Raw genomic sequence first — 25,527 nt, 5'->3', positions numbered from 1 at the left:
GATGCCGGTCGCGACCGGCTCTGGTTCGCGGCCTTCGCCGTGACTGATGCAGCGCGGCCGACGTGCTTCCGGGATCGGCTACTTCAAACTCTTCACGCACCCGGCGAAACGCGCGGTGGCGGATCCACGGCTAAGGTGCAGTGCGTCTCCGCCTGGAAGCCCTCCAGGTAGGCGATGGCGGTCACACTCCAGGCGTACACGCGAACGGTCCGGAGGAATCTGATCTGGAATGAACGCACCCAATGACCCTGCCGGCTCCGCCAGGTCCTCCCGGGATCCGGCGTCGGCCGGCGCGTCACCTCCCCGCATCGCGGAACCCACCCAGGAAGAACTGGACGGGTTGCCAGTCGAAAAGCGACTGGAACTACTGGAGGCCCAACGGCAGCGCGATGACCAGGAGCGCGAACGCCGACGGCTGAACCGCCACCAGTGGTTCAACAGCGTAGGGATCCTGCTGGGCGCCCTCTTCACCGCCGGCAGCCTGATCGTGACCGCAGTTACGTTGCGCAACGGGCAGGAGGAGCTGCGAACCGCACGCGAGGGACAAATCACCGATCGGTACACCAAAGCAGTCGAACAACTTGCTTCGCCCGCGACCGATGTGCGGTTCGGTGGGATCTACGCCTTACAGCGGATCGCCGCCGATTCCCCTAGGGACCGCCTCACCGTGCGCAGCGTGCTGGCGGCGTTCGTCCGCAACCACGATCTGTGCGCGCCACGGCCCGCGCCGCAATGTACCGCCTCAATCGCCGAACTCGCCGTGGTCCGGAACATCGCGGACGTGCCGCCAGATGTCCACGCGGCCCTCACCATCGCCTCTGGCCTGACTGTCCCGGGGGACCCGCTCACCGACTTCTCCCAGGTCCGCTTCCCCCGCGCGGCGCTCGAGGGCATCCGGCTGAGCCGTGCGGACCTGGAGGGGGCCGATCTGACGTGGGCCGGGTTGCGGGGCGCGGACCTGAGTGGTGTGAACGCGCCGGAGGCGTGCCTCACCTACGCGCGGCTACGTGGCGCAGACCTGAGCAAGGCGAACCTGAGACTCGCCGAACTGTCCGGAGCCGATCTGACAGGAGCGAACCTGTCCGGCGCCGATCTGCGCGGTGCCGATCTGCAGGGCGTGACCGGGATGACCCCAGACCAGATCCGGGCCGCCGCCAGCACCGACTCAGCCACCCGGTTTGGCGAGAAACGGGTCGGACCACAATCATGCGGACCGCCCAACAAGCTCGGCGGACCGCTCGAAGGAGACCCCGAACCTCTCCACTCCGGGTAACGCCGGAGAGCGGACCATGCCTCAACGCCGCACCCATCCACCTCCCGCCACCTCACGGAGGGGGCCAACGTCGCCGAGCCGGTCTGGGGCGGGTGAAGGCTTCACCATGGGCATGCGGTTCTGCGGCCGAGGCGTAACGCCCCTTCGATCATGGCCACGTGTCATCAAGATCATGGCCAAGTACAGCCAGGACATCGGCCCGAATCCGTTGATGCGCGGGGAGACCGCCGTCCACGTGCTGAGTGCGCCGGTGCTCTTGGGAATGCCGACACCTATCGTGTCGTCATTTCGGAACGTTTTCTGATCTTGCCGAGGGTGAGCTGGCTGGCCCGGATGTCGGAGATCAGCACGTACGCGACCAGCAGGAGGCCGAGACACAGGGCGGCGGCGCCCCACCAGGGGATCTCGGCGAGCAGCAGGTTGCCGTCGCGGTCGCTCAGCGACCTGATCACCATCGTGACCGCGGCCACCACCACGGTGCCCATCAGCCAGCTTCGCAGGCGTGGCAGGCTTTCCATGTTCCACAACCGGACCCGCCACGTCATGAACACGGCCAGGACGCCGAGCAGCGCGCAGAATCCGATCAGCCACCAGGGCAGCGCGAACGACTGCTGTTCGGCGATCTGTGCCTGGGCGGCGCGCAACCGGGCCTCGGCCTTGCGCTGGGCCGTGACGGCGGCGTCGAGCTGCTTCTGGAGCTGCGCCACGCTCTTGTCCTGACGCGCAGGCGGCGTGGCGGCCTCGGTCGGCAACATGCGTGCCACGACGGTCAGCATGATCGCGACGAATGCCAGCGCCAGCACGATGGCCATGAACAGGTCGATGAAGCGCAGGTCGAGCGGCGGCGCGAACGACCTGGCCGGGCGCCTTCTCACGGCTCCCTCACCAGCGTGTACTTCTGCGGCCTGCTCTCGGCGGCGCTCAGTCGTTCCACCGCCGTGCGCAGCGCGTCGAGGCCCTTGACCAGCTCCTCCGTCCTGCCTCTGGACTGGGCCAGCTCCTGCGTCAGCCCCTGCATCGCCGGGGCCGCCTGTTTCGCGGGCAGCCGCGCGACATAGGTCAGGAACACCTCGTCCGCGGCCACCACGCCGGCCCGCTCGGCCCGCTCGACCAGCGCCATCGCGCCGAACGCGAGCACGCTCAGGAACAACGCGATCAGCGTGACGCCGAAGGCCGACGCCAACTCCGGCAGCACGTGCTGCTTGAGCGCGGTGATCAGCACGGAGGGGTCGCCCTGGCTGTCCAGGGCGCTGGAGAACGAGCTGACCATCTCGGCCATCGTCAGCGCGGTGCCGATGAATCCGAAGACCGGCAGCGCCCAGATCAGCGTGTGGTCAAGGTGATGCTTGTTGGCCATCTCGCCGTCGTCCAGAGCCGAGCGCGCGCTCAGCACCGCCTCGCAGTCGTTGCCGGCCTCGGCCGCCTCACGGAACAGCTTGAGCCGCCGCGCCACGAGCGTGTCCTCGTTCGCCTTCACGGCCTGAACGTTCACCCTGGCCCGGGTGATGGCGGCGTTCTCCCGCCGGATGTCCGGCACCGCCCGCGCGATCCTGAGCACGGTGGTCAAGAACACCCCGATGATCACCGTGACCACCAGCTCCGCCGCCGCCGGGGCGGTGGCCGCCCCCACGGACACCAGCACCGCTTCCACCGCTCCGGCCACCATCAGCAGCACGGAGACGATCAGGGCGACCACCGGCGCGAACACCGAGTGATGCCAGTCGTACCTTGACACTCGTCAACCTCACTCCGGCACAAGAATTGTCAAAGCAATACCCAAGCACACGTAAAGCGATTAAAGGTGACGGTGAGGCATCGGATCTCTGGGAGTTCGGCGATGGGACGCCGGTCGGTGAAGCGCCTGGAACTCCGCTTCGGACAGGACCCGCATGTCGCGGCCCTGGGTGGATCCCCTCCGCGAGGAGCTGCGTGATCAGTGGGTACGCGTCTTGCGGCTCCTCGATCCAAAGCCGCGACGCCACGATGAAGACCTTGGTCCGGAGAATGATCCTGCGCAGCGTCATCCGCGCTCGAGTCGCGTGACGTGACCTCCAAGGATGGAAGCCGAGCACTCGGACGAGGGCGGTCGCCACGTGAATGGCTCCTGGCCGGACTTGGCGGATGGATTCGGCCCTCACGGGATCCACGGAGAGGTGGCAGCCATGGGTAGGAGGGGTCAGGCCAGTCCGCCGGTGACCATCAGCCTGGGGGTGGCCGCGTGGTTGGGGGAGGGGGCGTGCAGGAGGTGGGGGTGCATGAAGACCACGTCGCCCGGCTCGCCCGTCAGCTCGACCACCCGCACGGGGATGCCGGAGATCCGCGCTCCCCGCTCGACGAACCGCGCGACGCGTTCGGTCGCGGGCCCGGGGCGGCGGATGCCGTCCAGCCAAGGATGTGCGTTGAGGATCGCGTCGCGGACGGTTGGTGAACGGCCGAGCTCCGCCTCTCCTGCCCGCCGGAGGAAGTTCGCGACCAGCCGGTGTGAACCGGCCAGGACCACGGTGCCGCCTCCCGCCGGCTCGACGGGGGCGAGGTAGCCCAGCCACTTCAGCAGCAGGGCGCCTCTGGCGGGGAAGTCGATGTGCCAGCCGCCGAGCGGCACGTCCCACACGCCCGGCGTCGGGAACGTGACGAGTGGGTCACCCCAACTGAACGGCTGAGGCCAGTCCGCGCGCCCCAGCAGCGCGTCGATCGCGGCTACGACCGCTGGGGAGGCGAGCCGGTCGAAGGCTCCGGCTTTCCGCAGCGCGCCCAAGCCGCGAGGTTCCGCGATGGTCCATGTGCCGGGCCGTTCGCGGAAGATGCCGTGCTTGCGCGCGAGCTCGGACCACAGGGCCCGCGCCATGTCGTCGACGGCATCGGCGAAGGCGCGAGCTTGGGCGCCTCACGGGTGTCTGGAGGGCTCGTCCCGGGCGGAGAGTGTGCCGCGGACGGTGCGCAGCATCCGGGTCAGTGCTTCGGCGTCCTGGCCGGACAGGCCGATCGCCTGTGGAGCGTTGAAGGCCACCACCGCGGGAAGGACGCGGTCCAGAACCGCCTGGCCGGCCGGGGTGATCCGCAGCCTCGCGCGCCGGCCGCGGCCGCCCGGCCCCTCGCGTTCGACGAGGCCCCGCTCGATCAGCGTCACCGCCACCTCGCCGAGGCTCTGTGGCCGCACCATGATCACTCGGGCGAGTTCGGCCTGGTTGAGGTCTTCGCCTGTGGCGAGCGAGGCCAGCACGCCGAACTGGACCGGGGTGAGCCCGACCGTTCCGAAGACCTCGGTGAAGCCTCGGGCGACGACGTAGGAGGTCTGGATCAGTTCCCAGAGCGGCAGGTCCGGCGCACCCGCCTGTTTATCGGCGTGCGTCTCGGAGTGCTCAGGCACCGCGGGCTCCGGCCAGGGTACGGCCCAGCCGGGCGGCCGAGGCGAGGACCGGCAGGCCGAGGCGGGCCGCCCGCGTCCCCACGGGGGTGGCGAGCAGGTTCATCCAGCCCAGAGGCCTCAGCGACGTGCGTACGGCCTCGGGGGCGTAGCCGGCCATGCGGGTCTGGAAGCGGCGCACCGCCAGCGGGATCGTGGACGTGCCCTCGCGTACCTGGATCAGTTCTTGCGCGAGGATGTCGGCGTCGCGGATCGCCGTGGCCGCGGCCATGCCGCCGGTGGGTGGCATGGCGTGCACCGCGTCGCCGAGCGCGGTCACGGCGCCGGCCGGCCACGGGGTGAGATCGGTGTCCGCGGTCGCGGCGTGGAAGCCGAAGAAAGCAGCCGTGGCGGGGTCGGCGGCGCGCACCAGCGCCCGTACCGGCGCGCTCCAGCCGCGCAGCAGCCCGTCGGTGAGCCGGATCAGCCCGGCGCCGGCGAGTTCGCGCGGGCGCCCAGGATAGATCCCATCCGGCGCCATCAGCCCCCAGACGAGCGCGGGCGGCTCGATGATCGGCTTGACCCGCGCGCAGGCCGCCGGATCGACCATGGAACCGGCGCCGGGGTCGTGGAGACTGAGGAAGAGCCCGGTGCCGCCGGGACCGAACGCCAGCGCCGGGCCCTGCGCCAACAGTGCCGGAACCAGGGGCCTGGTATCGGCGCTCAGCGGCGTGCGAGCGGCGATGCCGCTCACCCCCACGGGGGCGGACGTCGGGCGCCCGGCAAGCGCCGCCGCGACCCGCGACCCCACGCCATCCGCGCCGACCAGCAGGTCAGCGGTCTCCGTGCGGCCGTCGGCGAAGGACACGGTGAGCGTGCCGCCGGGGTTGGCGCGGTACCCGGTGAACTCCGAGCCCAGCCGCAGCGCCTCCCCCAGGCCGTGCGCCAGCAGCCGGCGCAGCGGGATCCGGCCGATCATCAGCGTGTCCGTGGCCCCGTCGCGCGACTCCTGAAACAGCAGCCGCATCCGGTGGTCGGTGACCGCGAACCGAGTGAACGACCGCGACCCCGCTGAGCTCGCGAGCAGCGCCTGGTAGAGATCTGGCGCGAGGCGGCGGCGCAGCGCCCGGCAGGCGCGCTCGTCCAGATGGAGCCGATAGCCGCCGGTGGATTCCACAGTCTGATCCCGCTCGTGCACGACCACGTCGATCCCCTCGCCACGCAGCGCCTGGGCCAGCGTCAGCCCGCCCATCCCGGCTCCGATGATCACGACTCTCACGGCTCACCTCGAATCAGGAACCTGATACTTAAGAATAAGGTACCTGATTGTGGGTGCTGCCGGACATCGTGTGTGGTCCCGCGTGGACACTCGGCGTCCGCGCCCCGGCGGGCCGCGCGGCGAGGAGAGCGCCGCTCAGGCGACGCTGATCAGCTTGATCAGCTGCCGTCTGAACTGCTCGTAGTCGTCCACGGCGCCGAGCAGTTGCTCCGAGGTGCGTTCGGCCTCGTGGGCGAGTGCCAGGGTCGCGGTGCCCGGTTCGGTGATGGTCACCGAGACGCGCCGGCGGTCCCGCTGGTCCGCGTGCTTGCCGACGTACCCGGCGCGCCGCAGGTGCTCGATCGTGCGGCTCATCGTCTGGTCGGTCACGCGGCACAGCCCCGCCAGTTCGCGCTGGGTGAGCGGCCCCTCGGCCAGGTGATGCAGGGCGATCAGGCCGGCGTGCGTCAGTCCGTGCGCGGCGAGGAACTCATGGAAGCGCCCCTCCACCAGGCGTGCGGCCACCGACAGCAGCCGGCCGGTGGGCCAGGAGTCGATGTCGGCCACCCGTTCATTGTCCCACCTCGCGATCGTGAACCGGCTCAGGAGATCGCAGCCTTTTCGCGATCGCCAGGCCGAGCCAGATCATCCCGGCGAGCACGGCCACCACGAGGTATTCGATGGCCGGGATCCGGCCCACGGCCAGCACGCCGGACAGGTCGTGGCGCAAGCCGTACACCAGCAGGGAGCCGAAGGCGTAGGCCAGCCCCAGCGACCAGCGCACCCCGCGCGGCAGGCCCAGGCCGTGCATCTGGGTGATGACGAAGACGCCGAGGAAACCGAACAGGAACATCGGCCAGATCCCGTCCGGCCCGCCGCTCATCACGGCGACGAGCGTGCCGTGGACGGCGACGGCCAGTTCCAGGGTGAGCGTCCACCAGCGGTTGGTGTGGGCGCGGGTGAGGAACAGGCTGCCCTGCAACAGCAGCAGGAACATGTAGAAGAAGCCGATCAGGTGGCCGCTGGTGGCCTCCATGGGGTGGTACCAGAAGGTGTAGACGGCGGCCCAGCTGAACAGGTAGCCGTGATAGCGGCGGGCGAACCGCACCACCTGTGCGCCGATCGGGGCCGGTTTGCCGAAGAACATGCCGCGCCGGCGGTTCTCCATGAGCAGGACGACCACCAGCAGCAAGATCACCGAGCCCTGGGAGCTGAAGATCGACACGTCCTGGGCCAGGCCGTCGTAGAACAGCTGCGTCTGGGCCATGTGCAGGGCGATGAAGACGGCGTTGACGCCGAGCGCGACGACGTTGACCGGATGCAGGCCGGGCGTGTGGCGGCCCACCCTGGTCTGCGCGTAGTAGATGAGGCCCCATAGGGCGAGTTGGTGGGCCGCGTAGGGGAGCCAGGCCGACAGCCGGGTCCACAGGGTCGGCTCAGGAAGCTTCCAGTAGTACCAGGACGCGCCCTGGTCGGGCAGGAGCGTGACGCCGTGCATGCGCTGGCCGAGCAGCCAGACCAGGGCGGTGATGATCGCGCCGGCCAGCACGCCCGCGGCGAGGGTCCGGCCTGGGCCCCAATTGTTCAGCATGCTGACTATTGTGCTTATGCTCAGCCTGCTGAACAAATTTCTCCAGGAGGGCAACCGCCGGCCCGTCGGCTCCGAATAGGCGTATGTGGAGCTGTTCGACCGGTTTCCTTTCTGGGGAAGTGATCATGGAACGACGCAGGATCGCGGTGATCGGCAGCGGCATCGCCGGTCTCACCGCGGCCTACGTGCTGCAACGAGACCACGACGTGACCCTGTTCGAGGCCGACGAGCGGCTCGGCGGCCACGCGCACACCCACGACGTGCCGACCGGGGCCGTGGACAGCGGCTTCATCGTGCACAACCGCCGGACCTATCCGCTGCTGACGCGGCTGTTCGCCGAGCTCGGCGTCGAGACCCGCGCATCGCAGATGAGCCTGTCCGTTTCGTGCGCGGGCTGCGGGCTGGAGTACGCGGGCGGCAAGGGACTGACCGGGCTTCTGGCCCAGGGCCGGGTACGGCCGGCGTACCTGCGCATGCTGGGTGAGGTGCCGCGCTTCCGCCGGGCGGCGCGGCAGGCCCTGGCCTCGGGCCAGGATCGGACGCTCGGTGAGTTCGCCAGCGGCTTCACCCCCTACTTCGGCACGCACTTCCTCGCGCCGCTGATCTCGGCGGTCTGGTCGTGCACACCGGCCAGGGCCTTGCAGTATCCGGCCCGCCACCTGTTCACCTTCCTGCGTAACCACGGGATGCTGGCGGTGGGCGGATCTCCGCGCTGGCGCACCGTCGTCGGCGGCTCGCGCGCCTATGTGGAGCGCATCGCCAAGCACCTGCCGGCCGTGCGCACAAGCTGTCCGGTGATCCGGCTGCGCCGCTCGGGCGACGGCGTGGAGCTGGTCGCCGATGGCCGGCACACCTTCGCGGCCGCGGTCGTGGCCACCCATCCCGACCAGGCGCTGCGCCTGCTGGCCGCGCCTACGGAGGCCGAGCGTGAGGTGCTCGGCGCCTTCACCTACTCGCGCAATGAAGCCGTCCTGCACACCGACACCACGGTCCTTCCGCGGGCCGCCGGGGCGCGGGCGTCGTGGAATCTGCGCATGGACTGCCGTGCCGCCGCCGTGCCGAGTGTGCGGGTGAGCTACGACATGAACCGCCTGCAGGGCCAGCCGTACCTGGTCAGCCTGGGTGAACCGATCGCCGCGCACCATGAGATCGCGCGCATGGTCTACCGGCATCCGGCATACACCCCCGAGTCGGTCGCGGCGCAACGGCGCCTGCCCTGGCTCAACGATCGGCGCATCGCCTTCGCCGGCGCCTACCACGGTTGGGGATTCCACGAAGACGGCTGCCGCTCCGGGCTGCTGGCCGCCCAGGCGCTGGGCGGTGACTGGTGATCCTCTACGAGTGCGTGATCACCCACGCCAGGGCCGAGCCGGTGCGCAACACCTTCCGCTACCGCACGGCACTGTGCCTGGCCGATGCCGACGAACCACCACGCGGATCGCTGGTCGCGCCGCCCGCGGGCCGTGGTGACCTCGACGCGTTCCTTGCCCGCCATGAGCTGGCCGCCGACCGGGTGCTGACCCTGGCCCACCACCGGCTGCTGGGCTGGGCCTTCGACCCCTTGCGGGTGCACTGGTGCTTTTCCGGCGGCCGGCTCGCGGCCACGGTCGCCGAGGTGCGCAACACCTACGGCGGGCGCCACCGCTACCTTCTGCGGCCGGGCGCGCGCGAGGCCGCCAAGGAGTTTCACGTCTCGCCCTTCAACGAGGTCGACGGCTTCTACCGCATCGATCTGCCGATCCCCGATGAACGGCTCCGCCTGACGGTCACCCTGCACCGGCAGGGCAGGCCCCCTTTCGCCGCCAGTGTGCGCGGACGCAGGGTGCCGGCCATGAAGGCGCGTCACGTCCTGGCTCCGGTCTTCACCAGCGCCCGCATCCGCCGCCAGGGGATCGGCCTGTATCTGCGTGGGCTCACGATCCAGCCGCCTGGAGTGGACCGATGACCGCCTGGTTGCGGGCCCAGCTGGCCCGGCAGCTGTTCCTGCACGTCGCCCGCCGCATGGGCCCCGCCTTGACCGGACTTCGACTCCATCGGCCCGACGCGTTCTTCCGCCGGGTGGGCGCTGATGGGCTGATCGGGTTCGGCGAGTCCTACACGGCGGGAGACTGGGACGCCGACGACCTCGTCGGCGTGCTGACCGCGCTGGCCGGCGAGGTCGGCACGCTCGTGCCGCCGTCACTGCAGCGGCTGCGGCGGCTGGCCCTGCCGAGGGCTCCGCTGGCCGTACGCGGCAGCCCGGAGGGGGCGCGCCGAAACATCGCGCGGCACTACGACCTGTCCAACGAGCTGTTCGCCGCCTTCCTCGATGAGGGCATGACCTACTCGGCGGCCTGGTTCGCCGACCCGGCCGCCGCGACGTGGGCCGACCTGGCGCCCGCGCAGCACCGCAAGATCGACCGCCTGCTGACGCAGGCCAGGGTCGGGCCGGGCACGCGCCTGCTGGAGATCGGCAGCGGATGGGGCGAACTGGCCATCCGCGCCGCCCGGCGAGGCGCCGACGTGGTCTCGATCACCCTGTCCGAGGAGCAGGCGCAACGGGCCCGCGAACGAGCGAGCGCCACCCGCTTCCCGGGAAAGCCGGACTTCCGGCTCTGCGACTACCGCGAAGTCGACGGAAGCTACGACGCGATCGTCAGCGCCGAGATGATCGAGGCCGTCGGCGCCCGGCATTGGCCGGACTACTTCGCGGTGCTCCGGCGGCGCCTGGCCCCGGGCGGCCGGATCGCGCTGCAGGCCATCACGATGCCGCACGATCGCATGCTGGCCACACTCGGCACGCACACCTGGGTGCAGAAGCACATCTTCCCCGGCGGCATGCTGCCCTCTGTCCCCGCGATCGAGAGCCTGCTCGGGCCGCTGCGCATCGTGGAACGGCTGTCGCTACGCGAGCACTACGCCCACACCCTGAGACTGTGGCGCGAACGCTACACGCAGCAGCACGACCTCATCACCAAACTCGGCTTCGATGAGACCTTCCACCGCATGTGGAGGTTCTATCTCGCCTACTCCGAAGCCGGATTCCGCTCCGGCTACCTCGACGTCTGGCAGCTCACCATGGAAAGGGGACGCCCTTGACGACGATCGCGGCCCGAGCGGGACACTCGATCGACGCGCTCTTCGGCGGAAGGCCGCCGGTGACGATCCGGTTCTGGGACGGCAGCACACACGGCGACGGCCCGGCGCTCGAACTGCGCAGCCCCGTCGCCGCCCGGCACCTGCTGTGGAGTCCGGGCGAGCTCGGCCTGGCCAGGGCCTACATCAGCGGCCACCTCCGTTTCCACGGTGACCTCACCCAGACCCTGCGCCGGGTACGCGCCGCGCCCGCCTTCCGCCCACGCCCGCGCGACCTGCTGGCGCTGATCCGGTTGCCGGGCGTGCTCGGCCCCCGGCCCGCGGTCCCGGCCGCGGAGGCACGGCTGCGCGGCCGGTTGCACACCCGCGGACGCGACCGCGCCGCCATCGCCCACCACTACGACCTGTCCAACGCGTTCTACCAGCTCCTCCTGGATGATTCGATGGCCTACTCGTGCGCCGTCTTCGGACCCGGCGACGATCTGGAGCGGGCGCAACGCCGCAAACTCGACCGCATCTGCGACGACCTGAACCTGCGGCCCGGCATGCGCATCCTCGACGTCGGCTGCGGCTGGGGATCACTGGCCCTGCACGCGGCGCGCGAGCGGGGTGTGGCGGTCGTCGGCGTCACGCTCTCGGCCGCCCAGCGGCGGTTCGCCCTCGACCGGGCCGCAGGACTACCGGTGGACATCAGGTCGCAGGACTACCGCGACCTCGCCGACGGCCCCTACGACGCGATCAGCTCCATCGAGATGGGCGAGCACGTCGGCCAGGCCGGCTACCCCGGCTACGCGGCCGCGCTGTACCGGCTGCTGCGCCCCGGCGGCAGAGCGCTCATCCAGCAGATGTCGCGCGATCGCCGGCCCGGCGGCGGGCCGTTCATCGAACGCTACATCGCCCCCGACATGCACATGAGACCCCTGGCGCGGACCACCGCCATGCTGTCGCGCGCCGGATTCGTGGTGGATCACACCCGCTCGCTCGGGCACCACTACGTGCGGACCGTCCAAGCCTGGCAGGACCGGTTCAATCAACGCCTGGCGGAGGTCAGGACACTGATCGGCGAGGAGCGCGCCCGCGTGTGGCAGCTGTACCTGGCCGGCGGCCTGCTCGCCTTCGAGCAGGGCCGCATGGACGTTCATCAGATCGTGCTGAGGAGACCACGGTGAACGTCTTCCTGTCCTGCGCGGCCACGGTGGCCTTCCTCATGGTGATCACCTTTGGAGTGGCGATCAAGGTGGGCAAGCACGCCGTGATCGACGCGGCCTGGGGCCTCGGCTTCGCCGTCATCGCGCTGGCCGCCTTCCTTCAGGGCGGCGGCGATCCGCTGCGCGGTTCGCTGCTGCTCGCCCTGACCTGCCTGTGGGGGCTACGACTGGCCCTGCACCTCGGCCGGCGGGTCGCCGGCGGCGGCGAAGACCCCCGCTACGAGACCCTCCTGGCCAAGGCCCCGGGCAGCCGCGACGCCTACGCCTTCCGGACGATCTACCTCACCCAGGGCCTGATCATGTTGTTCGTCTCGCTGCCCGTCCAGGTCGGCATGACCACGACCGGGCCGGTCGGCCGGCTGGGCTGGGCGGGCGTGGCGCTGTGGCTGGTCGGGTTCGTCTTCGAGACCGTCGGCGACCGGCAACTGGCCCGCTTCCGCGCCGACCCCGCCAACAAGGAACGCGTGCTGGACACCGGTCTGTGGCGCTACACACGCCACCCCAACTACTTCGGCGACGCCGCCATCTGGTGGGGACTCTTCCTCATCGCCGCCGAACGCCGGCCCGGCGTCCTGACCCTCCTCTCTCCGCTCGTCATGACGTACTTCCTGCTCGCCAAGACCGGCAAGCCCCTGCTGGAACGGCGGCTGTCGGCCACCCGGCCGGGATATGCCGACTACGTCCGCCGCACCAGCGGCTTCATTCCTCTGCCGCCCAAGCGCCGATGAGCGTGCGCCAGGCGAGCGCTCGGCGTCTGCCGTGAGGTCATGCGTCGTTGGTCCCCTTTGACGCGGTACGCTCTTGCCGCCCTCCCCGGATCGGGTTGCTGCGACGGCCCAGCGGAGAAAGGTGGCGGACCCGTGAGTGCTCCGCCACCTGGTAGCCATCCGGCAGACCATGACCCGGCCCCGATGAGAGGGCACGAAGTCACGCGGGCGTGAGGCGTACCTGCAAGGGGCGTCCGTCGACGGTCTCGAAGGTGATGATCGTGCGATCGCCGTGCGCGCGGGCGGTGCAGGGCTGGTCGTCGTCCGCGCGCCACCGGCCCGCCACGGTGACCCGCAGCAGGTGGGGGTGGCTCGCGCTGGTCAGCCACCGCCGCGACCACGGGCTGAAGTGGCCGACGTAGCGCCCGCGCTCGTACTGGTCGTGGTCGATCCCGGAGTAGAGCCGCAGGTCGGGGTCGCTCACGGCGACCACCAGAGCCTCGCCGTCCCGGCGGGTGAGCAGCAGCGCCGGGGTGTCGACGCGGCGGATCACCCCGTCCAGGCCGGTCGGCTCGAAGACGGCGTAGCCGGTGATCCCGGTCTGCCGGTCGGTGACCACGTGGGCGCGGGTGTCGGCCCGCTCCACCGTGTACGGCGCCCGCTGCGCCTCCGCCATCCCGGCGGCGAACGCGGCCATCCCCTCGGCGGTCGCGCCGACGACCATGGCGTAGTGGTAGGCCCCCTGCCGCGGCGCGGTCCCATGTTTGATCCAGGCGGTGGAGAAGTCGCCGGCGGTGGCCGCCTCCGTGGCGTTGTGCCGGGAGGACTGGGGCCCGCGCGACACCCCGACCCGCTGGCCGGGGGGCAGGTAGTAGCCGATTCCCTTGTCGTCCAGCAGCCACCGCGCCCCCGTCTCGGCGGCCGGATGGGGATACGGCAGCGCGGTCCCGTCGGCCAGCACGTCGCCCACGTGCCGGGTCTGGAAGAGCGTGGTCTCGGTGTCGTTGACCGCGTCGTCGTTGGTGATGCCGGTGCCGAGCGCGACCACTCGCTCGTCGAACAGGAACACCGACTTGCGGGCCCGGTGCGAGCCCTCGTACCTGGGGTGCTCGCGCAGGTCCATGGCGAACAGGCCGTGCTTGTCGTCGATGCTGCACGAACCGGCGAAACGCGAGTCGGTGAGCAGCATCTCCTCGATCGCCCCGGTGAGATCCCCGCGGAGCCGGTCGAGCGGCTTGTGGATGGTGGTGGTGCCCGGCCGCCGGTTCCAGTCGTAGCCGTTGTGCGCGTAGCCGCTGTCGAGGTTGGTCACCGGCTCGCCGCGGTGCAGCACCTGGATCTGGCCGTAGGTGTTGTAACGGCCGTACCAGTTCGCGCCGACGTAGATCTCGGTGCTCCACAGGTAGCGGTTGTGCCCGCGCACGCTGACCTGCCAGTCGCCTCGCCGGTGCACGTTCAGCGCGGCGTAGTTGAGCGTCCAGTTGCCGGTCGGCGACGCCTCCGCGGTGATGCCGCGCGCGGCCAGCCGGGCGGCCAGCGCCTTCTGCGCGCCGCTGGGGGAGGCGGGCAGCAGTCGCAGGAACGCCGCCGCCAGTTCCGGGTCGGGCTCCCCGGCGGCGTCGACGGCCAGCCACTGGTACGGCACGACGGACAGCCCGGTGGTGCCGATCGGGTTGCGCCCGCTGATCGAGATCGGCCAGTGGTTCTTGTTGGCGTAGACGCGCATGGTGAGCAGCGCCTTCTTCAGCCAGCCGTACGCCTCGGCGGACAGGGCGAAGGCGCCGCCGCTCATCACGTGCACGATCGGGGCCAGCCCGCCGAACCCGTCGCGGACGTAGTCGGGGAAGAAGCCGACGTGGTGGAAGGCCGTCCCGTCGGCCTTGAGCCCGTCCTGGATGCCGGTCGTCGGCAGCAGCGACTCGCTCAGCCAGTCGCGCAGCACCCGCAGGTAGGCCACCTGTTCGGCCTCGGTGTCGCGCAGCAGCACGGCGGCCAGCATGCCGCGCGCGGTGGTGTTGTGGATGTCCATCGTGCTGCCGTGCGCCATCCGGTGCTTCCAGCCGCGGAAGATCCGGCCCAGGCCGGTCAGCCAGTCCAGGTCGGCGCGGATCTCCTCCAGCATCCCGGCCTGGCGCAGCGCCTCGCGCATCAGGTACACCGAGTCGTAGTAGCCGCGCGCGTCGTAGCCCAGGTGATGGATGGTGCCCTGGCAGCTTCCCCTGGTCCAGCCCTGCTCGCGCAGGTGGCCGACGATCCTCAGGTAGAGCGCGGCCAGCGCGGGCCGGTCGGCGGGGCCGGCCTGGTGGGCCTGGGCGACGCTCTTCATCAGGTCGGTGCAGACGCGCAGGGTGACCGGGTTGACGAACGCCTTGAGCTCGGCGGCGATCTCCACCGGGTAGATCTGCGCCTGGTAGGAGTGCACCGGGCGGCCCATCAGCGCCTCGGTCTGCGCGGTGAGCGCGGCCACGTCCACCTTGACCGGCGCGATCAGGTAGCCGTCGTGGTAGCGGGTGTGCAGTGCCCGCAGCGAGGCGGTCTCCTCCGCCGTGGGCGGGGCCGAGTCCGGTTCCGCCTCGGACAGCAGCTTGTCGAACAGGTAGAGCGCCTGCCAGTGCTGGTTGTCGTAGTCCGGGCCCTCCTTCGCGATGCCGGGCACCTGCGCGTCGCCGCACGGCGCGTCCGGCCGCAGCGGCACGTTGAGCATCAGCTGGTCGAGGTGCAGGACGCCCGCCCGCTTGGGCGCCACGATGCGCAGCGTGTCCATGTCCCGGTGCGGGCGGCCGTGCATGTCGTAGGCGTAGCGCACCCATGCCGTACGCCAGCCGGTGAAGCCGAGCCTGAACGCGAACCAGGCGTCGGTCCGTTCGCCGCGCCCGAACTCGAAGCGGACCACGTCGTCGACGGGCGTCTCGTTGTGGATCCACACCGCGAACGCGTCCACCAGCCCCTGCCAGGCCTGGTCGTCTCCCGGCCGGTAGGGGTCGGGGGCCCAGCGCAGCGGCGCCTTCACGGTGATCGTCGAGCGCTCGCCGTACTCCCAGCGCAGGGATCGGGTGCCGCACACCGCCACCTGTTCGCTGATCGTCAGCGTCGAGCCGCGGCCCGCGGTGAAGTGCGGCGGCACGGCGGACTCCAGCAGGAACACGGGCGGCCGCATGGCCATCGCCCGCTGCTCCAGGTCGCCGTCGACCACGGCGCCCGCCCGCCCAGGCGGCAGCAGTACGGCTCCCGCGGCTCCCGCCGCCCCCGCCATGAGCGCGGTCCTACGAGTGATCTCCGGCATGCGGCCTCCCTCGGCTCGGTTGGCCGTATCCAACGGGACGACTAAGGGATGAATAAAGACGTAATCCCGAGCAGTTCCACGAGAAGGTGGCAGCATTCGCGCAGGTCCGCAGATTCATTCCTAATTCATGGTGTTGACTCTGTAATGAACGGGCGAGCAGGATGACCGAAACCCCTCCCCACCCTCCCGGAGTGTTCGATGAACGCATCCCTGCTGAAAACCGTGACCGCGGTGGGCGCGCTCGCTCTCGGCCTCGCGGCCTGCGGCGGCTCGTCCAAGGAGGCCGCCGACGAGCTCGTCTACTGGTCCATGTGGAAGGCCGGCGAACCCCAGGCCAAGGTGCTGGAGTCGGCGATCGCCTCGTTCACCAAGGAAACGGGCGTCAAGGTCAAGGTCGAATGGAAGGGCCGCGACGTCGCCAAGCAGCTCGCCCCGACCCTCAACACCAGGAACGTGCCCGCCGACCTGGTCGACTCCGCCGACCGGTTCGTCAAGTCCACCTTCGTCGCCACCGGGCAGGGCCGCGACCTGACCGGCGTGTACGCGCGGGAGATCCCCGGGGAGACGGGCAAGAAGGTGGGGGACGTCATCGACCAGAAGTACCGGGACTACGCCACCCAGGACGGCAAGGCGTGGCTGGTGCCGTACGAGGTGCTGGCCGAGCAGATCTGGTACGACGGCAACGCCCTCAAGGACGTGGCCGCCGCGCCGCCGCAGAACTGGGCGGATTTCGTCGCCCTGCTGGACAAGCGCAAGGCCGCGCGCGGCGGAGGACCGCTGGCGCTGGACGCCGACATCGCCGACTACTCCGCCTTCTGGACCTACCACGCGGTGCTGCGCGACCTCGGGCCCGGCGCGTTCGGCGCCGCCGCCACCGACAAGACGGGCGCGAAGTTCGACGACCCCGCGTTCGTGACCGCGATCCAGAAGATCGAGCAGATCGTCAAGGGCGGCTACTTCGTCAAGGGCTACGACGGCAGCAAGTTCCCCGCCATCCAGCAGAAGTGGGCCGGCGGCGACGCCGACTTCCTGCTGCTGGGCACGTTCGCGCCGAGCGAGACCAAACCGTCGGCCAAGGAAGGCTTCGAGTACCGCTCCTTCCCCTTCCCCAAGGGCGCCACCGGGCAGCAGACCCAGGAGATCTCGCTGATCGGCTTCGCCATCCCGGCCCAGGCCCGAAACGCCGACGCGGCGGAACGGTTCATCGCTCACTTCATGAACAAGGACCGCCTGTCCAAGATCGCCTCTGAGGCGAACAACATCACCCCGCGCGCCGACATCGACGTGCCCTCCGTCCTCGCCGACGTCAAGAAGACTCTGGACACCGCCGAGACGCACGCCGCGCTCGACGGGGTGAAGATGGACCACGCCGACTGGTACACCAAGGTCTTCCAACCGGTGAACACCGACCTGATCACCGGGAAGCTCTCCGCCGCCGAGTTCGTCGCCAAGCTCAAGAGCACCTCCGTCGACTTCTGGAAGCTCAACGCCTGATGACCGTCACCGCAGTCAGGCGATCCAAGACCACCGGTCCCGCGCCCGCCGCCCCCGCCGAGCGGACCAGCCCGCTCGCCCGCCGGCGGCGCCGCCTGTTCTGGCCGTTCGTCGCGCCCGCGCTCGTCCTGTACGTCGTCTTCTACATCCTGCCCACCCTCGCCACCGCCTGGATCAGCCTGAACACCTGGGCGGGCGCGGGCCCGATGGAGTTCGCCGGGATCGACAACTACCGGCGGCTGCTGCTCGACCCGATCTTCCACGACTCCTTCCTGAACACGCTGACCATCCTGTTCGTGGTCGGCGGCGCCACCTTCGCGCTCAGCTTCCTGCTGACGATCATCCTGCGCGAGATGACGGGCCGTAAGGCGGTCCGGGCGATCATCTTCTTCCCGAACATCGTCTCCGGCGTCGTGCTGTCCATCCTGTGGGGCTTCCTGTTCCAGGCCGAAGGCGTCGTCAACCAGGCGCTGCGGGCCTTCGGCGTGGACCAGCCACCCAACTGGCTGGGCACCGAGAACCTCTTCACCGTCATCATGATCGGCCTGGTATGGGTGCAGACCGGCTTCTTCACCACGATCCTGATGGCCGCCGTCGACCGCATCCCCAAGGACCTGTACGAGGCGTGCGACCTGGAGGGCGCCAACGCCTGGCAGCGCTTCAGGCACGTGACCTTCCCGCTGATGTGGGACGTCGTCGGAGTCTGCGCGGTGCTCTGGAGCATCAGCGCGATCAAGATCTTCGAGTTCATCTACGCGTTCGCCGGAGCCGCCGGGCAACTCCCCCCGACCAAGGTCTGGAACACCGCGCTGTACGCCTACGCCGAGGCCTTCTCCAGCGGCGTACCCAAGTACGGCTCCGCCGCCGCCACCGGCATGGTCATGCTCGCCCTGGTCGGCGTGCTGGTCGTGGTCCTGCGCCGGCTGTTCCGCCGCGACACGGTCCAGTTCTGAAAGCAGGCCCCGATGAACGCACTCCGCCGGCTCCCCGGCCCGGCCAAACTGCTCGGCTCGCCCTTCGCCTGGCTGTTCGCCCTGTTCAGCGTGGCCGTAGCGATCTGGATGCTGCTGACCTCGCTCAAGTCCACCCGCGACATCTTCGCCGCCCCCTGGGCGCTGCCCACCGACCCTCACTGGGACAACTACTCGCGCGCCTGGACGGCCAGCGACTTCGGCGGCGCCACCGTCAACACGCTGCTGCTGACCGTCGGCACCGCCGTGGCCACCATCGCTCTGGCCGCCCCCGCCGCCTACGCCCTGAGCCGCATCCTGACCCGCTGGAACAGCGGCATCACCGCCTTCTTCGCCCTCGGCCTCGGCATCCCGTCCCAGGTCATCGTGCTGCCGCTGTACGTCATGATGAACCAGCTCTACCTTGTGGACAGCCTCACCGGACTCTGGATCCTCTACGTCGCCACCTCGATGCCGTTCACCGTCTTCTTCCTCACCGGCTTCTTCGGCTCGCTGCCCAAGGAACTGGAGGAGGCGGCGGCCCTCGACGGGGCCACGCCCAACCGCACGTTCTGGCAGATCATGCTGCCGCTCGCGCGCAGCGGCATCATCACCGCGATGATCCTCAACATCATTCAGCACTGGGGTGAGACCCTGTTCGGGTTGATCTTCCTGCAGAGCGAGGAGAACGCCACCCTCTCCCTCGCCCTGCTCGGCTTCCTGCAGCGCATGCAGTACAACGGAGCCGACTGGGGCGGCCTGTTCGCCGGAGTCTGCACGGTTGTGCTGCCCGTTCTCGCCTGCTACGTCTGGCTGGGCAGAAGGATCATCGAGGGCATGACCCTGGGGTCGGTGAAATGAGGACGGACGTCGTGCACATGGCTCGTGAGCTCAAGTTCCAGCGGCTGGCCGCCGAGCTGCGCGCGGAGATCCGCTCCGGCGTCTGGCCCACCGGCGCGAAACTGCCCACCGAGCAGGAGCTCGCCCGCACCCACGAGGTCAGCCTCACCACTGTCCGGCGGGCGGTCGACGAGCTCGTCGGCGAGGGTCTGGTGATCAGGCGGCAGGGCGCGGGCACCTTCGTCGTCGAGCACGCCTCCGCCGTCAGAGGCGAGGCCGCGCTGGTCGGCGTCATCGTCCCCGACACCACGCTGTACTACCCGCGCGTGCTCGAGGGCATCGAGGAGACGCTCACCGGCGCGGGCGCCAGGCTGATGCTGGCCTGTTCCCGCTACGAGCCGACCGAGGAGGAGGCGGCGCTGCGCCGCATGCTCGACTCCGGCGTCGACGGCCTGCTGGTCGTGCCCACCCTCATCGGGCGGGGCGATCCGGCGGCCGTGGTCGGCAGGCTCACCGCGCTGCCCGTGCCGGTCGTGCTGATGGAACGCGGCCTCGACGACGGCGACGACCCCAGCGAGCACGTCCGCACCGACCACGAGGCCGGCGGCCACCTGGCCGTACGCCACCTCGCCGCCCTCGGCCACACCCGCCTGGCCCTGCTCACCCGGTCGGGCAACCCGACCGCCGCCCCCGTCACCAGAGGGTTCACCACCGCGGTCGCCGCACTCGGGCTGGGCGCCGCCGAGCCGTTCGCCGCGCCGCAGAGCGAGTGGAATCCGCGCGTCGCCGACGAGCACGTGCGGCGGATCACCGCCGACGGCGTCACCGCGGTCGTATGCTTCGGCGACCGCGAGGCCACCTTCGTGGCCTCGGCCGCCCGGCGGCTTGGCCTCGACGTGCCCGGCGACCTGGCGATCGTCGCCTACGACGACGAGATCGCCGACCTGGCGGAGATCCCGCTCACCGCGGTCTCCCCGCCCAAGCGCCACCTCGGCCGCCATGCGGCCGAACTCCTGCTACGCCGCCTGCGCGAACCCGGCCTGCCCCGCCACCAGGTACGGCTTCGCCCCGGCATCGTCGTGCGCCGCTCCTGCGGCGCCTCCTCGGGGGAGACCACCATTGACTGAACTCCGTCTCGGACTGGTCGGCGCGGGCGCCGTCGGCGCTCTGCACGCCGAGGCCGCGACCGCCGTGCCCGGCGTCCGGGTGAACGCCGTCTGCGACCCGAACCTGGAGGCGGCCCACCGCCTGGCCGCCCCGCACGGCGCCCGCGTACACGCCACCCACCACGACCTGATCGCCTCCGGCGAGGTGGACGCGGTCCTCGTCAACACCCCGCACGCCCTGCACACCGCGATCGTCCGCGACGCGGCGGCGGCGGGCCTGCACGTGCTCGTCGAGAAGCCGATGGCCACCACGCTCGCCGACACCGACCTGATGATCGACGCCTGCGCCCGCGCCGGGGTACGCCTGGCCGTCGGCCACATCCAGCGCTTCCTGCCCGCCAAGGCCGCCGCCATGGCCGCCCTCGCCGAGGGCGAGATCGGCGCACCGCTGCTGCTCTCCGACCGGCGCGGCTCCGACTACCGTCCCGGCTCACGCCCCGCCTGGTTCCTCGACCCGGCCGTCTCCGGCGGCGGCGTGCTGATCAACATCGGCGCGCACTGCGTGGACCGGCTCCTCTGGCTGACCGGCCGCCGAGCCGAACAGGTCGAGGCCACCGTGCACGGCTCACCCATCGAGACCGACGCCCTGGTACGGCTCTCGCTCACCGGCGGCCTCACCGCCCAGATCACGGTGACCAGCACCGGCCCGCCCCCCGCGCACGACGAACTCACCGTCGTCGGCGAGCGCGGCTCCCTGGTCGTCTCCGCCTCGGCCGGCGCCGCCCTGCACCGCGACGGCGCCACCACCTGGCTGCACCGGACCGCCCCCGGCGACATCGCCGCCGCCTTCGCCGCCCAGCTCACCGACTTCGCGCACGCCGTACGGCACGGCGTCGAGCCCGCCGTGACCGGCGCGCACGGGCGGCACGTCGTGCAGGTCGTGCTGGCCGCCTACGCCTCGGCCGCCGAGGGCCGCCCGGTCGCCACGGAGGTGCTCGTTGGCCAGCCGTGACCCGCTCCGGCCCAATGTCCTGTTCATCCTCAGCGACGACCAGGGGCCGTGGGCGCTCGGCTGCGCGGGCAACCCGGAGATCAGCACCCCCCACCTCGACGCGCTGGCCGCCGAGGGGGTGCGGTTGCCGAACTTCTTCTGCGCCTCCCCCGTCTGCTCGCCCGCCCGCGCCTCGCTGTTCAGCGGGGAGATCCCGTCGCGGCACGGCGTGCACGACTGGATCAGCCGGGGGCACGCGGGGCCGGACGGGGTGGACTTCCTGGCCGGGCGGCGGCTGTTCACCGACGACCTGCACGAGGCCGGGTACCGTCTCGGGCTGGTCGGCAAGTGGCACCTGGGGGCCAACGACCGGCCCAGACCGGGGTTCGTGCGATGGCTGGCGCACGAGAGCGGCGGCGGGCCGTACCGCGGCGCGGTGCTCTACGACCAGGGCGTCCGGCGGGACGAGCCCGGCTACCTGACCGACGTGTTCACCGGCGAGGCGTGCGCGTTCCTGCGCGCGGAGGCGGAACAGGACGCGCCGTTCTACCTGTCGCTGCACTACACCGCTCCGCACAAGCCGTGGCAGGGGCAGCATCCCGCCGCGTTCGAGGCGCTCTACGACGGGTGCGCGTTCGAGTCGTGCCCGCAGGGGGAGCCGCACCCCTGGCAGAAGTACGGCTCCCGCGGGGCTCCCGTCGGCGGTGAGCCGGACACGCGGGCGGCGCTGACCGGCTACTTCGCGGCGGTGTCGGCGATGGACGCCGGGATCGGGCGGGTGCTGGCCACGCTGTCCTCGCTCGGCCTCACCTCCTCCACGCTGGTGGTCTTCACCAGCGACAACGGGTTCAACTGCGGGCACCACGGGATCTGGGGGAAGGGCAACGGGACGTTCCCGCAGAACATGTACGACAGCTCGGTCAAGGTGCCGGCGATCGTCAGCCAGCCGGGCAGGGTGCCAGGCGGGCGGGTGTGCGAGTCCCTGCTGTCGGCCTACGACATGCGGCCCACGCTGCTCGACCACCTCGGCCTCGGCGGCGACGATCCCGACCTGCCCGGCCGCTCGTTCGCCGGGGTACTCGCGGGTGCCCCGGGGGACCCGGACGCGTCGGTGGTGGTCTTCGACGAGTACGGCCCGGTCCGCATGATCCGGACCAGCCGCTGGAAGTACGTGCACCGCTACCCGTACGGTCCGCACGAGCTCTACGACCTGGCCGTGGACCCGGGCGAGGAGCGCAACCTGGCCGGGACGCACGCCGTACAGGACGAGCTCGCGGCGCGGATGGACGCCTGGTTCACCGCCTACGCCGACCCGGCGGCCGATGGGCGGGCGCTGCCCGTGACGGGGGCGGGGCAGACCGCCCCCGGCGCGGCGGGAACGGCGGCCTTCGAGCCGCCGCCGTTCCCGGTGGTCCCGCACTACGGGAGCGCCTAGCTCAGCAGGTGCTCGAAGGTCGGGCCCTCGCAGCCTGGCGCCGTCGGTGTGGTCGAACCGCCCGAAGGCGCTGGTACTGACCGACGATCGCGTGGCCGGCCGGAACCACGTCTTGCAGCGGTGGCTTGTCGCCGCGCGGCGGTGCCGCGGCTGATCGCGTTGCGGGGGGCTGCGACGCGGCGAGAGCTCGATGGGCGGGACGTCCTGGGCCCCTGTGTCGTGGGAGGCTGTTCATGCCAGCAATTTTAGTCTAGTCTGAAATTGCTGGCATTTTGGATGACCTAGAGGGATCGCATGGCAGGGGAGCGGACCGGGCGGACCCGCCCGGCCGGGGAGTCCATCGCGGTACTCGAGCAGGCCGATGCCAGGGGCGTCACCCAGAACCTCTGAACCCGGGCACGCCCGGCTCTGGCCCGGCGCCGCCGGGCCGCTTCTTCGGCGCGCCCGGATCCGGACCCGTCCTTCACAAGGAATGACACCATGAACGATCTGATCTCGGTCGCCGGCCTCACGAAGTCCTACGGCGCGACGCGCGCACTGGACGGACTGGACCTGACCGTCCGCCCCGGCGAGGTGCACGGCTTTCTCGGCCCGAACGGCGCGGGAAAGTCCACGACCATCCGCATCCTGCTGGGCCTGGTACGCGCCGACTCCGGCCGAATACGGCTGCTCGGCGGCGACCCCTGGCAGCAGGCCTGCGAGCTGCACCAGCGCCTGGCGTACGTGCCCGGCGACGTGACCCTGTGGCCGGCCCTCAGCGGCGGCGAGGTGATCGACCTGCTCGCACGCTCGGGCGGCGGCCTGAACGAGCGACGCCGCGCGGAGCTGACGGACAGGTTCGAGCTCGACCCGCGCAAGAAATGCCGGACCTACTCGAAAGGCAACAGGCAGAAGGTCGCCCTGGTCGCCGCCCTCGCCTCCAACGCCGAACTGCTCATCCTCGACGAACCCACCTCGGGCCTCGACCCCCTCATGGAGGCGGCCTTCAGCGCGTGCGTCGCGGAGGAGAAGCGGGCGGGCCGTACCGTGCTGCTGTCCAGCCACATCCTGTCCGAGGTCGAGGCCGTGTGCGACCGGGTCAGCATCATCCGCGCCGGCCGTAACGTGGAGTCGGGCACCCTGGCCGAACTGCGCGAGCTCACCCGCACGTCGGTCACCGCCGAGCTGGCCGGGCCGCCCGACGGCCTCGACCGGCTGCCGGGCGTTCACGGGGTGTCGGTGACGGACGGCCGGCTGACCTGCCTGGTCGACGCCGACGCGCTGGACGCGCTGCTCGCCAGGCTGGCGGTCATCGGCGTGCGCGGCCTGACCTGCAACCCGCCGAGCCTGGAGGAACTGTTCCTGCGCCACTACCAGAGCGCGGGAGCGGCCCGATGACCGGCACCGGCCTGCTGCTCGGGCTGGTCGTGCGCGGCGAGAGGATCCGCTCGCCGCTCTGGATCCTCGTCGTGGTCCTGCTCGCCACGGGACTGCTCACCTACATCAACGGCTACTTCCCCACGGCGCACGACGTGCGCGTCTACGCGGAGCTGATCTCCGTCAACCCGGTGTTCCTCGGACTCGGCGGGCCGGTGCCGGAGCCGTCCGCCGCGGCGATGGCGGCGTGGCGCAGCGGCGGCATGTTGTACCTGCTCACCGCCTGGATGGCGATGACCATCGTCCTCCGTCACACCAGGGCGGAGGAGGAGGACGGGCGCCAGGAACTGCTACGCGCCGGCGTGATCGGCCGCCACGCCCCGCTGACCGCCGCGCTCGTCGTCGCGGCGCTCGCCTCCCTGCTCTCCGCGACGCTCACGGCCGCCGCGCTCGTCATGAGCGGCGTCGAGGTCCAAGGCACGCTGGCCTACGGCGGGGCGATCGCGGCCGCCGGCCTGGTGTTCGCCGCCGTGGCCGCCGTGGTCGCCCAGCTCACGCAGACCATGCGGAACGCGACCGGGCTCGGCCTGCTCGTACTCGGCGTGTCGTACGTGCTCCGCTACGTCGGCGACGCCTCGGGTCTGACCTGGCTCGCCTGGCTGTCGCCGCTCGGCTGGAGCCACCTGGTCCGTGCGTACGCGGCCGACCGCTGGTGGGTGCTCGCCCTGTCCGCCGTGACCGGCGCGGTCCTGCTGGCGCTCGCCTACAGACTGGCCGCGCGCCGCGACCTGGGCGCCGGACTCCTGCTCGAACGGCCCGGCCCCGCCACCGGCCCGCGACTGAAAGGCCCGTTCAGCCTGGCCTGGCGGCTGCAGCGGGGCATGATGCTCAAGTGGGCCGCCGGCGTCGTGGTGGCCTCGGTGCTCTTCGCGAGCCTCAGCGGCGCCGCCCCGCGCCTGGCGCAGCAGCCCGCGGAGGTCCTGGCGGGCTTCCTTCAGCGGTACGGCGGGCCGTCCGCCGACCCGGTCGACGCCTATCTGTGGGTCATCGTGCTCATGCTGGCGTACACGATCGCCCTCTACCCGGTGGTGGCGACGCTCCGGCTGCACCAGGAAGAGCGCTCCGGCCGTGCCGAGGCGCTGCTGGCCACCGCGGTGAGCCGTACCCGCTGGGCCGCGGCGCATCTGGCCGTGGCCGCCGCGGGGACGCCGGCGCTGCTGGCGCTCGGCGGGCTGGTCACCGGGCTGGTCTACTCGCTGATCCTCGGTGATCCGGCCGCCGACCTGCCCCGGGTGCTGCTGGGCACGCTGGCGCACGTACCGGCCGCCTGGCTCGTCGGGGCGGTCGCCGCGCTGGCCGTGTGCGTGCTGCCGCGGGCGTCCGTCGCGCTCTCCTGGGCGGCGTGGGGGTTGGTGGTGCTGATCGGTGACCTGCTCGGGCCGCTGATCGGCTTGTGGGGATGGAGCCGGGCCGAGCCGTTTCACTACACGGCCAACACCGTGGCGGGAGCGTCGTTCACCATCGTCTCCCCGGTGGTCATCCTGGCCCTGACGGCGGCGCTCGGCGCCGTGGCTCTGAACAGACTCAACCGCCGCGACCTCGGCTGACCACGACGAG

Annotated in this window: 22 protein-coding genes; 14 read left to right on the top strand and 8 right to left on the bottom strand. The window is 71.0% G+C overall.

Annotation, left to right across the window (positions count from 1 at the left end):
* The first annotated feature begins 229 nt into the window (after positions 1 to 229).
* Entirely contained in the window at positions 230 to 1,273 is a 1,044-nt protein-coding gene (locus ACIBI5_RS38090; RefSeq protein WP_397254061.1) for a pentapeptide repeat-containing protein, read from the top strand.
* Between the two features lie 272 nt (positions 1,274 to 1,545).
* On the opposite strand, the gene ACIBI5_RS38085 is transcribed toward ACIBI5_RS38090, so the two are convergent.
* The 7 genes from ACIBI5_RS38085 to ACIBI5_RS38055 all read right to left on the bottom strand — a co-directional run bounded on the left by ACIBI5_RS38085 (position 1,546) and on the right by ACIBI5_RS38055 (position 7,465).
* The gene (locus ACIBI5_RS38085) at positions 1,546 to 2,148 is read right to left on the bottom strand and encodes a hypothetical protein (protein WP_397254059.1); all 603 of its coding nucleotides are present in this window, start codon (positions 2,146 to 2,148) and stop codon (positions 1,546 to 1,548) included.
* Positions 2,145 to 3,008: a hypothetical protein gene (locus ACIBI5_RS38080; protein WP_397254057.1), complete on the bottom strand. Its 864-nt coding sequence runs from the start codon at positions 3,006 to 3,008 to the stop codon at positions 2,145 to 2,147. The genes ACIBI5_RS38085 and ACIBI5_RS38080 overlap by 4 nt, the downstream gene beginning before the upstream one ends.
* A 441-nt stretch (positions 3,009 to 3,449) precedes the next feature.
* Entirely contained in the window at positions 3,450 to 4,118 is a 669-nt protein-coding gene (locus ACIBI5_RS38075; protein WP_397254055.1) for a hypothetical protein, read from the bottom strand.
* Between the two features lie 39 nt (positions 4,119 to 4,157).
* Entirely contained in the window at positions 4,158 to 4,640 is a 483-nt protein-coding gene (locus ACIBI5_RS38070) for a MarR family winged helix-turn-helix transcriptional regulator (RefSeq protein WP_397254052.1), read from the bottom strand.
* Positions 4,633 to 5,895: an FAD-dependent oxidoreductase gene (locus tag ACIBI5_RS38065; protein WP_397254050.1), complete on the bottom strand. Its 1,263-nt coding sequence runs from the start codon at positions 5,893 to 5,895 to the stop codon at positions 4,633 to 4,635. The genes ACIBI5_RS38070 and ACIBI5_RS38065 overlap by 8 nt, the downstream gene beginning before the upstream one ends.
* A 135-nt stretch (positions 5,896 to 6,030) precedes the next feature.
* The gene (locus ACIBI5_RS38060; protein ID WP_397254048.1) at positions 6,031 to 6,441 is read right to left on the bottom strand and encodes a MarR family winged helix-turn-helix transcriptional regulator; all 411 of its coding nucleotides are present in this window, start codon (positions 6,439 to 6,441) and stop codon (positions 6,031 to 6,033) included.
* Between the two features lie 4 nt (positions 6,442 to 6,445).
* Positions 6,446 to 7,465: a hypothetical protein gene (locus tag ACIBI5_RS38055; protein ID WP_397254046.1), complete on the bottom strand. Its 1,020-nt coding sequence runs from the start codon at positions 7,463 to 7,465 to the stop codon at positions 6,446 to 6,448.
* 125 nt (positions 7,466 to 7,590) lie between these two features.
* Between ACIBI5_RS38055 and ACIBI5_RS38050 the strand changes: the two genes are divergently transcribed.
* Genes ACIBI5_RS38050 through ACIBI5_RS38030 form a run of 5 tightly spaced genes read left to right on the top strand, consistent with a single transcriptional unit; the run spans position 7,591 to position 12,476 of the window.
* Entirely contained in the window at positions 7,591 to 8,796 is a 1,206-nt protein-coding gene (locus ACIBI5_RS38050) for an NAD(P)/FAD-dependent oxidoreductase (RefSeq protein WP_397254044.1), read from the top strand.
* The gene (locus ACIBI5_RS38045) at positions 8,793 to 9,410 is read left to right on the top strand and encodes a DUF1365 domain-containing protein (RefSeq protein WP_397254042.1); all 618 of its coding nucleotides are present in this window, start codon (positions 8,793 to 8,795) and stop codon (positions 9,408 to 9,410) included. The genes ACIBI5_RS38050 and ACIBI5_RS38045 overlap by 4 nt, the downstream gene beginning before the upstream one ends.
* On the top strand, positions 9,407 to 10,543 hold the full coding sequence (locus tag ACIBI5_RS38040) for a class I SAM-dependent methyltransferase (protein ID WP_397254040.1): 1,137 nt from the start codon (positions 9,407 to 9,409) through the stop codon (positions 10,541 to 10,543). The genes ACIBI5_RS38045 and ACIBI5_RS38040 overlap by 4 nt, the downstream gene beginning before the upstream one ends.
* A complete protein-coding gene (locus tag ACIBI5_RS38035; protein WP_397254038.1) occupies positions 10,540 to 11,709 on the top strand; it encodes a class I SAM-dependent methyltransferase in 1,170 nt (389 codons plus the stop codon). The genes ACIBI5_RS38040 and ACIBI5_RS38035 overlap by 4 nt, the downstream gene beginning before the upstream one ends.
* Positions 11,706 to 12,476, top strand: coding sequence for a DUF1295 domain-containing protein (locus ACIBI5_RS38030; RefSeq protein WP_397254036.1), 771 nt, complete (start codon positions 11,706 to 11,708; stop codon positions 12,474 to 12,476). Before ACIBI5_RS38035 ends, ACIBI5_RS38030 begins: the two co-directional genes overlap by 4 nt.
* A 199-nt stretch (positions 12,477 to 12,675) precedes the next feature.
* Here the strand turns inward: ACIBI5_RS38030 and ACIBI5_RS38025 are convergent, their stop codons facing one another.
* Positions 12,676 to 15,738 carry a chondroitinase family polysaccharide lyase gene (locus ACIBI5_RS38025; protein WP_397254034.1) on the bottom strand — a complete coding sequence of 1,021 codons (3,063 nt, stop codon included), beginning with the start codon at positions 15,736 to 15,738 and terminating at the stop codon, positions 12,676 to 12,678.
* A 198-nt stretch (positions 15,739 to 15,936) separates the two neighbouring features.
* Here ACIBI5_RS38025 and ACIBI5_RS38020 point away from each other — a divergent pair, with 198 nt between their 5' ends.
* From ACIBI5_RS38020 to ACIBI5_RS37985, 8 genes are all read left to right on the top strand, one after another.
* Entirely contained in the window at positions 15,937 to 17,232 is a 1,296-nt protein-coding gene (locus ACIBI5_RS38020) for an ABC transporter substrate-binding protein (RefSeq protein ID WP_397254032.1), read from the top strand.
* Positions 17,232 to 18,185 (top strand): carbohydrate ABC transporter permease, encoded by a 954-nt coding sequence (locus ACIBI5_RS38015; protein ID WP_397254030.1) that lies wholly within the window; start codon positions 17,232 to 17,234, stop codon positions 18,183 to 18,185. The genes ACIBI5_RS38020 and ACIBI5_RS38015 overlap by 1 nt, the downstream gene beginning before the upstream one ends.
* Before the next feature lie 12 nt (positions 18,186 to 18,197).
* Positions 18,198 to 19,043 carry a carbohydrate ABC transporter permease gene (locus ACIBI5_RS38010; RefSeq protein ID WP_397254028.1) on the top strand — a complete coding sequence of 282 codons (846 nt, stop codon included), beginning with the start codon at positions 18,198 to 18,200 and terminating at the stop codon, positions 19,041 to 19,043.
* Positions 19,040 to 20,149 carry a substrate-binding domain-containing protein gene (locus ACIBI5_RS38005; protein ID WP_397254026.1) on the top strand — a complete coding sequence of 370 codons (1,110 nt, stop codon included), beginning with the start codon at positions 19,040 to 19,042 and terminating at the stop codon, positions 20,147 to 20,149. Before ACIBI5_RS38010 ends, ACIBI5_RS38005 begins: the two co-directional genes overlap by 4 nt.
* Positions 20,142 to 21,140 (top strand): Gfo/Idh/MocA family protein, encoded by a 999-nt coding sequence (locus ACIBI5_RS38000; protein ID WP_397254024.1) that lies wholly within the window; start codon positions 20,142 to 20,144, stop codon positions 21,138 to 21,140. Before ACIBI5_RS38005 ends, ACIBI5_RS38000 begins: the two co-directional genes overlap by 8 nt.
* Positions 21,127 to 22,554 carry a sulfatase-like hydrolase/transferase gene (locus ACIBI5_RS37995; RefSeq protein ID WP_397254022.1) on the top strand — a complete coding sequence of 476 codons (1,428 nt, stop codon included), beginning with the start codon at positions 21,127 to 21,129 and terminating at the stop codon, positions 22,552 to 22,554. The genes ACIBI5_RS38000 and ACIBI5_RS37995 overlap by 14 nt, the downstream gene beginning before the upstream one ends.
* A 480-nt stretch (positions 22,555 to 23,034) precedes the next feature.
* Positions 23,035 to 23,931, top strand: coding sequence for an ABC transporter ATP-binding protein (locus ACIBI5_RS37990; RefSeq protein WP_397254020.1), 897 nt, complete (start codon positions 23,035 to 23,037; stop codon positions 23,929 to 23,931).
* On the top strand, positions 23,928 to 25,517 hold the full coding sequence (locus ACIBI5_RS37985) for an ABC transporter permease (RefSeq protein WP_397254018.1): 1,590 nt from the start codon (positions 23,928 to 23,930) through the stop codon (positions 25,515 to 25,517). Before ACIBI5_RS37990 ends, ACIBI5_RS37985 begins: the two co-directional genes overlap by 4 nt.
* Positions 25,518 to 25,527 lie beyond the last annotated feature (10 nt).

The sequence above is a fragment of the Nonomuraea sp. NPDC050540 genome, assembly GCF_044457485.1.
Lineage (GTDB): Bacteria > Actinomycetota > Actinomycetes > Streptosporangiales > Streptosporangiaceae > Nonomuraea.
This window is presented reverse-complemented; position numbering and strand designations above follow the sequence as displayed.